Here is a 12,177-nt window from a genome sequence, read left to right as displayed (position 1 = left end):
CGGGGCGTCTCCGCGGCCTGCGGCGCGGAGACGCCCTGCGGGTCGACGTCGACGGTGAGGATCGACGTGCCGACCTCCACCGTCTGCCCCGGCTCCACCAGCAGCTCGGTGACCACCCCGGCCCACGGGATGGGCAGCTCGACGGCCGCCTTCGCGGTCTCGACCTCCACGACGATCTGGTTCACCGCGACCTCGTCACCCGGCTGGACGCGCCAGCCGATGATCTCGGCCTCGGTCAGCCCCTCGGCAGTGTCGGCGAGGGGGAACTGCCTGTACTCCGGCATCGTGTCCTACCCCCTCACCAGGCCAGCGCGTTGTCGACGGCGTGCAGCACGCGGTCGAGGTCGGGCAGGAAGTGCTCCTCCAGCTTCGCCGGGGGATACGGGGTGTCGAACCCGGTCACCCGTTGCACCGGGGCCTCCAGCGAGTAGAAGCACTCCTGCTGGACCCGGGCCGCGATCTCCGCGGTGACCGAGGACTCCGACTGGGCCTCGCTCACCGCGACCAGCCTGCCGGTGCGGCGCACCGACTCGAACACGGGCGCGAGATCCAGCGGGGACAGGCTGCGCAGGTCGATGACCTCCAGCTCGGTGCCCTCCTCGGCCGCGGCCGTCGCCGCGTCCAGACACACCTTCACCGACGGTCCGTAGGTGACCAGGGTGGCCGCCGTGCCGCTGCGCAGGGTGCGTGAGGCGAACAGCGGGTCCGGCGTCGAGGTGGTGTCCACCGGCTGCTTCAGCGCACCGGAGTGGTACAGCTTCTTCGGCTCGAAGAACAGCACCGGGTCGTCGCATTGGATCGCCTGCTGGATCATCCAGTACGCGTCCACCGGGTTCGAGCAGGACACCACCTTCAGCCCCGGCACGTGCGCGAACAGCGACTCCGGCGACTCCGAGTGGTGCTCGACCGCGCCGATCCCGCCGCCGAACGGCACGCGGATCACCACGGGGACCGTGATCTCACCCTGGGTGCGGTAATGCAGCTTGGCGAGCTGGCTGACGATCTGGTCGAAGCCGGGGAAGATGAACCCCTCGAACTGGATCTCGCACACCGGCCGGAAGCCGCGCACGGCGAGGCCGACGGCGGTGCCGATGATGCCGGACTCGGCCAGCGGCGTGTCCAGCACACGGTGCTCACCGAAGTCCTTCTGCAGGCCGTCGGTGATACGGAAGACGCCGCCGAGCCTGCCGACGTCCTCGCCCATCATCAGGACCTTGTCGTCGGCCTCCATGGCCGCGCGCAGGCCGAGGTTGAGTGCCTTGCCGATGGTGAGCTTCTGGATCTCGGTCTCGGTCCGGACCGGGGACTGCACCGGGGCCGCCATCAACGCTCACCCCCGTCCGCGAATCCGCCGAGGTAGGCGAGGTACTCCTCGCGCTGCGCGTCGAGCGCCGGGGACGGCTCGGCGTAGACCTCCGAGAAGATCCGTTCGGGTGGTGGGTCGGGCATGGCGAAGCAGTACTCGCGCAGCTGGGCGGCGAACCGGTCGGCCTCGGCCTCGACCTCGTCGAAGAATTCCTGCTCGGCCGCGCCCGTGCGGGCGAGGTGCACCCGCACCCGCTCGATCGGGTCCTTGTGCTTCCACACCTCCAGCTCGTCGGAGAGCCGGTAGCGGGTGGGGTCGTCGGTGGTGGTGTGCGCGTCCATGCGGTAGGTGAACGCCTCGATGAGCACCGGGCCGTTGCCGTGTCGGCACTCGTCCAGCGCCCAGCGGGTCACCGCCAGGCAACCGAGGACGTCGTTGCCGTCCACGCGGATGCCGGGGAAGCCGTAGCCGCGGGCGCGCTGGTACAGCGGCAGTCGCGACTGCCGTTCGGTGGGCTCGGAGATGGCCCACTGGTTGTTCTGGCAGAAGAACACCAGCGGCGCGTCGTAGACCGATGCCCAGACGAACCCCTCGTGGACGTCGCCCTGGCTGGTGGCGCCGTCGCCGAAGTAGCAGATCGTGGCCTCGGCGGTGTCGTCGTCACCGACCTTGCCCTCGAACTTCTGCCCCATCGCGTAGCCCGCGGCGTTGAGCACCTGGTTGCCGATCACGATGGTGTACGGGTGCAGCCCGCGACCGGCGAAGTCCCAGGCGCTGTGGTCGGTGCACCGGAAGATGCCCAGCAGTTCCTTGAAGTCGACGCCGCGGGTGTAGGCCACGCCGTGCTCGCGGTAGCTGGGGAACGCCATGTCCTGCGGCTTCAGCGCCCGCCCCGAGCCGATCTGGGCGGCCTCCTGACCGAGCAGGGGCACCCAGATGCCGAGCTGGCCCTGGCGCTGCATGGCGTTGGACTCCCGGTCGGCCCGCCGCACGAGGACCATGTCGCGGTAGAGGTTCCGCAGCGCCTCGTCGTCGACGTCGTCGAGGTACGGATCGAACCGGGACGAGGGCAGGCGTTCACCCTCGGGAGTGAGTAGCTGGGTGAGCTCGGTTCCGCCTTCGGCTGTGGCCCGCAATCCCGCGATCACCTGCTCCGGGGACGGTTGCGCCGCGGTCGCGGCCGGCCCGGCGCCGGGTTCGGGGCGCGTCCACTGTTCTGGGGACGACATGCGCATCTCCTTGGTGTCGTGCCGCGTGGCCGCTTGTGACGACCCCCGCGACGCGCCGCCGGTCACCGTGGCGCATCCGGATCTCCAGCGCTCGGTGCCCGTCGGCGGTGACGGTTCACGCCGTCATCCTGGCACGAACCCCGGCCCCGTGGAGAGGTCCCGATGTCGATTCGTTTCCTCCGGCGGGGTCGTGAGCTGCGGAAACGCTTGGACGGCCGACGATGCAACCGCCGAAAGTCGGTCCGGCGAGCACCGGCTGACCAGCTCGCGCGCCGCGCTGTCGCCGGACGGGCACCGGGCGTGCGCGGCCCCCGTCCGCGAGAACCGGGTCGATGTGACGCCGGACACACCTCCCCCCGGGTGGCACGATGGTCCGCGTGGAAACCGCAACCGTGACCGACACCGTCCGGGCCAGGTGGGCCGAGGACGTCCTGCCCAGCCTGTCCGAGCTCGTGGCGATCCCCGCGCTCTCCCCCGGCTTCGACCCGGAGTGGGCCGCGTCCGGCCACCTGGACGCCGCCGTGGAGCACGTCCGCGCCTGGCTGGTGAGCCGGGAGATCCCCGGCGCCGCCGTCGACGTCGTGCGGCTGCCCGGCCGCAGTCCCGTCCTGCTGCTCGACGTCCCCGCCACCCCGGGGGGCGAGGACGCCGGCACCGTGCTCATGTACGGGCACCTGGACAAACAGCCCCCCGTCGGCGGCTGGTCCGACGGGCTCGGCCCGTGGACCCCGGTGGTGCGCGACGGCCGGCTGTACGGCCGGGGCTCGGCCGACGACGGCTACGCCGGCTACGCCGCAACCACCGCGATCGAGGCCGTACGTGCGGCGGGCGGCGCGCACGCCCGGACCGTGGTGCTGCTGGAGACCGGGGAGGAGTCCGGCAGCCCCGATCTGCCCGCCTACCTGGAACACCTGACCGGCCGGCTCGGGCGGGTGTCCCTGGTGATCTGCCTGGACTCGGGCGGCAACGACTACGACCGGCTGTGGCTGACCACCAGCCTGCGCGGGATGGCCCAGGTGCACGTCACCGCGCGGGTGCTGGACTCGGCCCAGCACTCCGGACTCGCCAGCGGTGTCGTGCCGAGTTCCTTCCGGATCCTGCGCACGCTGCTCGACCGCATCGAGGACAGCGCCACCGGCGCGATCCTGCTGCCCGAGTGCAACGTCGAGATCCCCGCCGACCGGCTGGCCGAGACCCGGGCCACCGCCGAGGCCGCCCCGGGGTCGGTGGCGGGCGCGTTCCCGCGGCACGGCTCCACCCGCACCGTCGTCGACGACGAGGTGGAGCTGCTGCTGAACAACAGCTGGCGGCCGACCCTGTCGGTGATCGGCGCGTCCGGGATGCCGGAACCGGCCGAGGCGGGCAACGTGCTGCGCGCCGCCACGACGCTGGCGTTGAGCTTCCGGCTCCCGCCGACCGCGGACTCCGCCGCGGCGCTCGCCGCGATCGAGAAGACGCTGACCACCGACGTCCCGTACGGCGCCACGGTCGAGGTCACCGGGACCGAGGCGGCGGACGGCTGGAACGCCCCGGAACTCGCCCCGTGGCTGGCCTCCGCGTTGGAGCGGGTCAGCGACGAGGTGTTCGGCAGCCCGTGGCGCAGCACCGGGCTCGGCGGGTCGATCCCGTTCATGGGACTGCTCGGCCGGACGTATCCGGAGGCGCAGTTCCTGGTCACCGGGGCGCTCGGGCCGGACTCGAACGCGCACGTGCCGGACGAGTGGCTGCACCTCGACCAGGCGCAGCGGGTGACCGAGGCGATCGCGCGCGTGCTGCACGCCCATGCGGAGCAGTGACGTGCCCGTCGAAACCGGTCCGTAACGTTTCCGGGTGGTGCGTTCGGGCGTACCGGAGTGGCAGGATACGCGGGTTAGCCGGTATTAACCACGAGGAGTGACACCGTGGCGCGTCGACTCACCAGAGTGTTGACCCTGCTTCCCGCGGCCGCGCTCGCCGTCACCACGGCGAGTTGTGCGGAGGAGGTGGGCTCCGGCGGCGACACCGAAGCCGGCGGGGAGATCTCGCTGATCAACGAAGGCAAGCTGACCACCTGCACCCACCTGCCCTACGAACCGTTCCAGTTCACCCAGGACGGCGAGACGGTCGGCTTCGACGTCGACCTCGTCGACCTCGTCGCCGAGGACCTCGGCGTCGAACAGGAGATCTTCGATACCTCGTTCGAGGGCATCGAGTCGGGCGCCTCGTTCGACACCGGCCAGTGCGACGTGGCCGCGGCCGCCATGACCATCACCGAGGAACGCGAACAGGTCATGGACTTCTCGGACGGGTACTTCGACGCCAACCAGGCACTGCTGGTCGGCACCGACTCCGACGTGGCGGAGCTGTCCGACCTCGAGGGCAAGGTCCTCGGGATGCAGCTCGGCACCACCGGGGAGAAGTACGCCCGGGAGCACCAGGACGAACACGGCTACGAACTGCGCCAGTTCGAGGATCTCGCCCTGCTGCAGACCGCGGTGCAGACGGGCCAGGTCGCCGCGGCGATCAACGACAACTCCGTGCTGCTGGACTTCGCGAACAAGAACGACGACGTCGAGGTCACCACGGAGTTCGAGACCGGCGAGCAGTACGGCATCGCCGTGCGCGAGGGCGACGCCGCCATGTTGTCGAAGGTCAACGAGGTGCTGCAGGCCGCGAAGGATGACGGCCGCTACGACGCGATCTACGAGAAGTGGTTCGGCCAGGCCCCGGAGAGCAACTAGTCGGGTGAGCGACGGGTCCCGGCGGGGCGATCCTCCGCCGGGACCCGCGTTCCCCGTGTCGAGGAGTCCGTATGGCGATGTCGCCGCGCAAACGCGCGCAGCTGTTCCGTGGTCTCCAGTACCTCGTGCTGGTGCTCGTGGTGCTCGTGGCCGTGTTGTTCGCGAACTGGTCCGCGATCATCGACAAGTTCTTCAACGTCGATGCGGCCAGGGACCAGGTTCCCGAGATAATCACGACCGCGCTGCTGAACACGGTCATCTACACCGGGCTCGGCTTCGGGCTCGGTCTGGCCGCGGGTTTCGTGCTCGCGCTGATGAAATTGTCCTCGGTGGGGCCCTACCGGTGGTTCGCCACCGCCTACATCGAGTTCTTCCGTGGGGTCCCCGCGCTGCTGGTCTTCATCGCCCTGGGATTCGGTGTCCCGTTGGCGTTCCAGATCCGGTTCGACGTCTACTCCACGGCGGCGATCTCGCTCGGTCTGGTCGGGTCGGCCTACATCGCCGAGACGTTGCGGGCAGGGATCCAGGCCGTACCGAAGGGGCAGATCGAGGCGTCCCGGTCGCTCGGCATGTCCCAGGCGCGGACCACGATGACGGTTGTGGTCCCACAGGCGTTCCGGATCATCCTCCCGCCGCTGACCAATGAACTGATCCTGCTCACCAAGGACTCCTCCCTGATCTATCTCCTCGGACTCATGCGGGAGGAGTACGAACTGGCCAAGTTCGGCCGGGAGGGGTTGAACGCGACAGGGTCGTTCACCCCGATCCTGCTGGCGGGGCTCTGCTATCTGATCATCACCGTGCCGTTGGGCTATCTGTCGCGCTCGCTGGAGCGTCGGAGTGGCCGTAAGGCGGACAAGGGGCTGGAGGTGACGGCCTGATGGGTTCGCCGTCCACGGCCGGTGCGGGCACCGGCGACGCGATCGTGGAGATCTCCGATCTGCACAAGTCGTTCGGCCGGGTCGAGGTGCTCAAGGGCATCGACATGCGGGTGCGGCGCGGCGAGGTGGTGTGCATCGTCGGGCCGTCCGGTTCGGGCAAGTCCACGCTGCTGCGCTGCGTGAATCTGTTGGAGCAGCCGACGTCCGGCACCGTCGTGGTGAACGGGTTCGACATGACCGACCCGGACGTCTACATCGACGACGCGCGCCGCTCGATCGGCATGGTGTTCCAGGGGTTCAACCTGTTCACCCACATGTCCGTGCTGGAGAACCTCACCATCGCCCAGCGCAAGGTGCTCAAGCGGGACAAGGCCGAGGCCGAGCGCGTCGCCCGGGACAACCTCGCCCGGGTGGGCCTGTCGGAGAAGGTGGGCGCCATGCCCGACCAGCTCTCCGGCGGTCAGCAGCAGCGGGTGGCGATCGCCCGGGCGCTGTCGATGGACCCGGCCGTCATGCTGTTCGACGAACCGACGTCGGCGCTGGACCCGGAGCTCGTCGGGGACGTGCTCTCGGTGATGCGCAGGCTCGCCGAGGAGGGCATGACGATGCTCGTGGTCACCCACGAGATGCAGTTCGCCCGCGAGGTCGCCGACACGGTGCTGTTCATGGACGACGGCGTGGTGGTCGAGCAGGGCCCGCCCGGCCGCGTCATCGCCGACCCGCGTCACGAGCGCACCCGGAGCTTCCTCTCCCGCGTGCTGAACCCGGTGCACGCCCGCGAGTAGGCCCGACGGGGTGGCCGGAACCGCCTACCTCATGTCACCGTCCGACCCTGTGGTGTGAGCGCGACGCCCTCCCGCCGCGGCGGGGCCGCCGCGCGGGCGGAATGCGCCCGCACCACCGGGTTCGACGGTGAGCTGGGGAGGGCAGGTCATGCCGGGGATACGACGGGGGCCGCAGCGGGAGTCCGGACGGCTCGACGACGGGCACGCCGCCGACCCGTCGACGGCGAAGGCGGACCGGTACGACCCGTTCGACCCCGCCTCCCGCCCGCTGCGGACGGTGCGCGCCGCCGACCTGCGGTCCGATGTCGATTCCGACGGCGGCGGAATGCTGCGCTGGCGCAGGCAGACCACCGGCGCCCCGATCGCCGAGATCACCGACGCCGTGATCACCGGCAAGCTCGACCTGCGTGCGCTGGAACTCGGCGTGCTGTTCCGGTTCGAGCGGTGCCGGTTCGAGTATTCGCCGGACGTGCGGGAGGCGTCGCTGCTCGGGCTGTCGTTCCGACACTGCCTGCTGCCCGGCCTCAAGGCACGCAACTTCCGCGGCCGCAACGACGTCCGGCTGATCCGCTGTGTGGTCGAGGTGGACGACGACGCCGAGGACACCGAGACCACGGTGCGCCAGGCCGTCGGGGTGGAACGCGGAATCCCGGACGCGGCGGTGAACCTGACCGACGCCGTGGTCGAGGGGTCGGTGGTGCTCACCCGCACCCGGATCACCCACCCGCGGGGCAAGGCGGTCCAGGCCGACCGGCTCGTGGTCACCGGCGCGCTGCTGGCCTACCGGCTGACGGCCGACGGCGAGGTACGCATTCCGGGGCTGCGCACCGGTGGCAACGTGAACTTCTCGGGCGCGTCGCTGGCCAACCGGGCGGGTTTCGCCCTCAACGGCAACGGCCTGCACGTCGGGGGGAGCCTGCTGTGCGAGCGGGACACCTACGGCGGGCCGAACGACAAACGTCCGTTCACCGCGGACGGGATGGTGTTCCTCCCCAGCCTGCGGGTCGCCGGGGACATGGTGTTCGAGGGTGCCCGGCTGGCCGTCGACCTGCACAGCGAGGTGACCGCGGACGCCTGGCGGACCGGCGACCGCTTCGAGGACCCGCACCCCGCCCTGATCGCCGACCGGATGCACGTCGACGGCAACGTCGAGTTCAGCAGGAACTTCCAGGTGACCGGCACGCTGCGGATGGTGAACGCGCACTTCGGCGGGTCGCTGCGGCTGGCGGGGGCGTCGGTGACGGTCGGCGGGGTGACGAACCGGCCGCATCCGGACCGGTCCATCCACCTCGACGGCAGCGAGATCGACGGCGGCCTGGACGGCAGTGGGCTCCGCACGGTCGGGCAGTTCCGGATGGCGGACGTGCGGGTGCGGGGCAACGTCGTGCTGCACGGGGCGACGTTCCGGTACGGGCGGCACGACGTGGTCTCCGCGCGGCGCAGCGAGGTGTCCGGCAACGTCGCGCTGACCCAGTGCACGGTCCTGGGCACGCTGCGGCTGCAGGGGATGACCGTCGGCGGCAGCATCGACATGAGCGGGCTGCACGTGGCGGAACCGGAACAGGCCACCTCGGTGCCGGAGCGGGAGGAATCGGCGCCCTGGGCCGTCGACCTGCGCTCGGTGCGCGTGGCCCGCAACGTCCTGCTCGCCGCGGAGGACGGCCGGAACTTCCGGGCCTTCGGCGGCGTGACGCTGGACGGCGCGACGGTCAGCAGGACGATCCGGATCAGCGGTGCGGAGCTCGCCGCGGCCCGGGAGAACCCGCTCGCGCTGGACATCGGGGACGCGAGCGCCGACGAGTTCGCGCTCACCCCCGGGGCCGCCCCGCAGGGCCGGGTGTCCCTGCGCAACGCGCACTGCGGCACGCTCGACGACGACACCGCGTTCTGGCGGGCCACGGGCCGGGTGGACGCGGACGACTTCCGCTACGACGCACTCGCCACCCCGATCGGGCTGACCGACGACAAGGCGGTCGCGGAGCGGTTGCGGCTCCTGCGCGAGGCGATGGACGGCTACCGGCCCGGCCCGTACGACCAGCTCGCCACCATGTTGCGGGAGAGCGGGAACGAGGAGCACGCGGACACGGTGCTGTTGCGCAAGCAGCAGTTCCGCTACGAGTCGCTCGCCCGCGGGTACGGCAGGTTCGGGGCCGGGGTGCGGTCGTGGAGCCTGCTGCAGCGGTGGATCGTCGGCTACGGCTACCGGCCGGTGCGGGCGCTGGTGTGTCTGCTGGGGCTGCTCGTCGCGGGGAGTCTGTGGTTCGGACTCGGGGAGGACGACTGCGTCGACGGTGACCGCTACACCGTCTCCGGGCCCCGGTGCGTGGTCAACGCCGACGACACCGGGCTGGAGTGGAACCCGGTCTTCTACACCCTCGACCTGCTGGTCCCGATCGCCGACCTGGGCAACACCGGCCGGTGGCACATGGCGGGTACGGACAAGTGGGTCTCCGCGGGGTTCACCGCGACGGGCTGGGTGCTGATCACCACGGTCGCCGCGGGCGCGACCCGCACGCTGCGCCGCGACACCAACTGACGGCGACTGTGACGGCGTCCGGGAGACGGCCGGGTCCGCAACCCGGGTAACCGATCCGTTGTGAAACATCGCCCGAACTCGTAACGGGACGTCCGGGGGCGCCGATGACGACGGTGTCCCGTCCCCGATCCGAGGTCACAGGTCCCCATGCGACTCGCCGGTTCCCTCGTCGTCACGTTGCTGCTCGCCGGGCTGGCCGCGGGATGCGCGGACAGCAATCCGGACACCTCCGCCCCGGCACCGGATCCCGCTCCGGTCGCGCCCGGCCCGTCCGACCCGTCCGGGGAGGTGCCCACGGTGACGTTGACCGAACCCGCGGGCGGCCCCGACCGCAGCGCACGGTGACGGCGTCGCGATGACGGCACAGCGGCCCGGTGACGACGCACAGCGGCCCGGTGACGACGCACAGCGGCCCCGCGGGGAGAGCGCGGCGTGGCGGGACTCTCGCGTGTCGGGCGGGATTCCCGCCACCCCGATCGTGTTCACTGGCGGTGTGAGTGCTGCGAAGAACCGCGCCCCGGTGCGGGCACCCGAGCTGGCCGGTGACGTCTGGTTCAACACCGGCGACCGGCCGCTGACGCTGTCCGCGCTGCGCGGCCGCGTCGTGCTCCTGGACTTCTGGACCTCGGGCTGTGTCAACTGCCTGCACGTCCTCGACGAACTGCGCCCGCTGGAGCGGGAATTCGCCGACGTGCTCGTCACGATCGGCGTCCACTCCCCGAAGTTCGCCCGCGAGGGCGAGGCGGAGTCGGTGGCCGCGGCCGTCGCCCGCTACGGCGTCGACCATCCCGTCGTCAGCGACCCGGACATGCGGCTGTGGCAGGAGTACGCGGTGAAGGCGTGGCCGACGCTGGTCGTGGTGGACCCGGAGGGCTACGTGGCGCACGTCGCCGCCGGTGAGGGGCACGCCGACGCGCTGCGCACGGTGATCCGGGATCTGGTGGCCGGCCACGAGGCCGCCGGGACGCTGCGCCGTGGGGACGACCCGCTCGCCGAGGCCCTCGACCGGGCGGGACCGGCCGGACGGACCGACCAGGAGGAGGGTCGGGACGACCGGGACGAGCAGGGCGGTCGGGACTGTGCCGCTGGAACACCCCTGCGGTTCCCGTCGAAGGCGGTCGCCACCGCCGAGGGACGGGTGCTGGTGGCCGACACCGCCCACCACTCGGTGGTCGAGTTCGCCTCCGACGCCGAGACGGTGGTGCGCCGCTTCGGGGACGGTGAGCGTGGCGCCGCCGACGGCGCGTTCGACGTCGCCACGTTCGCCGAACCGTCCGGGTTGACCCTGCTGCCGCCGGAGGTGGCCGAGCGGGTCGGCTACCATCTGCTGGTCGCCGACACCGGCAATCACCTGCTGCGGGGCATCGACCTGCGCACCGGCTCGGTCCGGACCGTCGCGGGCACCGGCGAACAGTGGCGCGACGGCGCGGACTCCGGCCCGGCCACCGGGAGCGCCCTGACCAGCCCGTGGGACGTGCGGTGGTGGGAGCCCGCGGGCGGGGTCGTCGTCGCGATGGCGGGCAACCACACGTTGTCCCTGTTCGACCCGGTGCGCGGGGAGATCCGTCGGTTCGCGGGCACGACCGTGGAGGGCCTGCGCGACGGTGCGGCGGCCGAGGCGTTCTTCGCCCAGACCTCCGGACTCGCCGTCGCGGGCGCGCGGTTGTGGCTGGTCGACGCCGAGACCTCGGCCCTGCGCCGCGTCGATCCCACCGACGGCCCCGACACCGACGGGGACGGTGCCGCCGACGGGGACGGTGCCGCCGACGGGGACGGTGCCGCCGATGGACGGGACGGGTTCGTGGTGCGGACCGAGGTGGGCGTGGACCTGTTCACCTTCGGCCACCGGGACGGCGAGGCCGCGCAGGCCCTGCTGCAACACCCGACCGGCCTCTCCGTCCTGCCCGACGGCGGGATCGCGGTGGCCGACACCTACAACGGCGCGGTGCGCCGCTTCGACCCGGACACCGGGCAGGTGACCACGCTGATGCGGGACCTGGCCGAGCCCACGGACGTGCTGGTCACCGACACCGGTGTGTTCGTCGTCGAGTCCGCCGCACACCGGCTCCGCGCGCTGCACCGTGGCTCCCCGGCCGGGTCCTCCGCCACCGCCGGCGCGGACCACGGTGACGGACAGGGTGCGGCCGGACAGGGTGCAGGCGGGCACGATGACGGCGGGCAGGGTACGGACGGCGAGCGGGTGGACGGCGAGGCGATGCTCGTGCGCAGGCCGCCGACCGAGCTGGCGCCGGGCGAGGTCCGGCTGTCGGTGGTGTTCACCCCGCCGGAGGGCGAGACGATGGACGACCGGTACGGCCCGTCCACCCGGCTGGAGGTGAGTGCGTCGCCACCGGAACTGCTCGTCGACGGTGGTGGGCAGGGCACCGACCTGGAGCGCACGGTCACCCTCGCCGACGACCACCCGGAGGGCGTGCTGCAGGTGGTGGCGCAGGCGGCGAGCTGCGCCACCGACTCCGAGCACCCGGTCTGCCGCATCACGCGGCAGGACTGGGGTGTACCGGTCCGGGTGAACCCGGCGGGGGCGGGCGAGTTGCCGCTCGTCATGGCGGGAACCCCCGAGGAACCGACCGGGGGCGCCTGAGCCGGGGCACGGCGGCGTACCCGGTCCCGCGTGAACGAGACGTCCACGCCGTGGCGGGTGCACGCCACGGAACGCGGCTCGGGTCCGCACCGGTGGCCGCCGGCGGTCCGGCCCCCGC

10 protein-coding genes are annotated in these 12,177 nt (G+C 71.8%); 7 read left to right on the top strand and 3 right to left on the bottom strand.

The annotated features are described in order from the left end of the window. The 3 genes from ACTIR_RS24455 to pdhA form a co-directional block, all read right to left on the bottom strand. A partial coding sequence (locus ACTIR_RS24455) for a biotin/lipoyl-containing protein (protein ID WP_034241098.1) occupies nucleotides 1–284 on the bottom strand: 284 nt, incomplete at its 3' end. Nucleotides 285–298: 14 nt separating this feature from the next. After that, nucleotides 299–1,324 (bottom strand): alpha-ketoacid dehydrogenase subunit beta, encoded by a 1,026-nt coding sequence (locus ACTIR_RS0119570; protein WP_026455548.1) that lies wholly within the window; start codon nucleotides 1,322–1,324, stop codon nucleotides 299–301. Further along, a complete protein-coding gene (gene pdhA / locus ACTIR_RS0119565) occupies nucleotides 1,324–2,535 on the bottom strand; it encodes a pyruvate dehydrogenase (acetyl-transferring) E1 component subunit alpha (RefSeq protein WP_026455547.1) in 1,212 nt (403 codons plus the stop codon). The genes ACTIR_RS0119570 and pdhA overlap by 1 nt, the downstream gene beginning before the upstream one ends. 368 nt (nucleotides 2,536–2,903) lie before the next feature. Between pdhA and ACTIR_RS0119560 the strand changes: the two genes are divergently transcribed. The 7 genes from ACTIR_RS0119560 to ACTIR_RS0119530 all read left to right on the top strand — a co-directional run bounded on the left by ACTIR_RS0119560 (nucleotide 2,904) and on the right by ACTIR_RS0119530 (nucleotide 12,059). After that, nucleotides 2,904–4,331 (top strand): M20/M25/M40 family metallo-hydrolase, encoded by a 1,428-nt coding sequence (locus tag ACTIR_RS0119560; protein ID WP_026455546.1) that lies wholly within the window; start codon nucleotides 2,904–2,906, stop codon nucleotides 4,329–4,331. A 105-nt stretch (nucleotides 4,332–4,436) separates the two neighbouring features. Beyond that, nucleotides 4,437–5,255: a transporter substrate-binding domain-containing protein gene (locus ACTIR_RS0119555; protein WP_026455545.1), complete on the top strand. Its 819-nt coding sequence runs from the start codon at nucleotides 4,437–4,439 to the stop codon at nucleotides 5,253–5,255. Between the two features lie 71 nt (nucleotides 5,256–5,326). Then, nucleotides 5,327–6,136, top strand: a complete 810-nt coding sequence (locus ACTIR_RS0119550; protein WP_026455544.1) for an amino acid ABC transporter permease — start codon at nucleotides 5,327–5,329, stop codon at nucleotides 6,134–6,136. After that, entirely contained in the window at nucleotides 6,136–6,921 is a 786-nt protein-coding gene (locus ACTIR_RS0119545) for an amino acid ABC transporter ATP-binding protein (RefSeq protein WP_034241094.1), read from the top strand. The genes ACTIR_RS0119550 and ACTIR_RS0119545 overlap by 1 nt, the downstream gene beginning before the upstream one ends. Nucleotides 6,922–7,069: 148 nt before the next feature. Continuing rightward, nucleotides 7,070–9,457 (top strand): translocation/assembly module TamB domain-containing protein, encoded by a 2,388-nt coding sequence (locus tag ACTIR_RS0119540; RefSeq protein ID WP_026455542.1) that lies wholly within the window; start codon nucleotides 7,070–7,072, stop codon nucleotides 9,455–9,457. A gap of 147 nt (nucleotides 9,458–9,604) precedes the next feature. Further along, nucleotides 9,605–9,802, top strand: coding sequence for a hypothetical protein (locus ACTIR_RS0119535; protein ID WP_026455541.1), 198 nt, complete (start codon nucleotides 9,605–9,607; stop codon nucleotides 9,800–9,802). A gap of 175 nt (nucleotides 9,803–9,977) precedes the next feature. Then, nucleotides 9,978–12,059: an NHL domain-containing thioredoxin family protein gene (locus ACTIR_RS0119530; RefSeq protein WP_034241137.1), complete on the top strand. Its 2,082-nt coding sequence runs from the start codon at nucleotides 9,978–9,980 to the stop codon at nucleotides 12,057–12,059. The last annotated feature ends 118 nt before the right edge of the window (nucleotides 12,060–12,177 follow it).

This window comes from Saccharomonospora iraqiensis subsp. iraqiensis (genome assembly GCF_000430445.1).
GTDB lineage: Bacteria > Actinomycetota > Actinomycetes > Mycobacteriales > Pseudonocardiaceae > Saccharomonospora > Saccharomonospora iraqiensis.
The sequence above is the reverse complement of the archived record's forward strand: the minus strand, read 5'-3'. Positions and strand labels throughout refer to the sequence as shown.

What these genes read in the sequence shown, in the direction of transcription:
- ACTIR_RS0119560 (WP_026455546.1), top strand. Translation starts at nt 2,904, where the DNA reads ATGGTCCGCGTGGAAACCGCAACCGTGACCGACACCGTCCGGGCCAGG.
- ACTIR_RS0119545 (WP_034241094.1), top strand. Translation starts at nt 6,136, where the DNA reads ATGGGTTCGCCGTCCACGGCCGGTGCGGGCACCGGCGACGCGATCGTG.
- ACTIR_RS0119540 (WP_026455542.1), top strand. Translation starts at nt 7,070, where the DNA reads ATGCCGGGGATACGACGGGGGCCGCAGCGGGAGTCCGGACGGCTCGAC.
- ACTIR_RS0119570 (WP_026455548.1), bottom strand. Translation starts at nt 1,324, where the DNA reads ATGGCGGCCCCGGTGCAGTCCCCGGTCCGGACCGAGACCGAGATCCAG.
- ACTIR_RS0119535 (WP_026455541.1), top strand. Translation starts at nt 9,605, where the DNA reads ATGCGACTCGCCGGTTCCCTCGTCGTCACGTTGCTGCTCGCCGGGCTG.
- ACTIR_RS0119550 (WP_026455544.1), top strand. Translation starts at nt 5,327, where the DNA reads ATGGCGATGTCGCCGCGCAAACGCGCGCAGCTGTTCCGTGGTCTCCAG.
- pdhA (WP_026455547.1), bottom strand. Translation starts at nt 2,535, where the DNA reads ATGTCGTCCCCAGAACAGTGGACGCGCCCCGAACCCGGCGCCGGGCCG.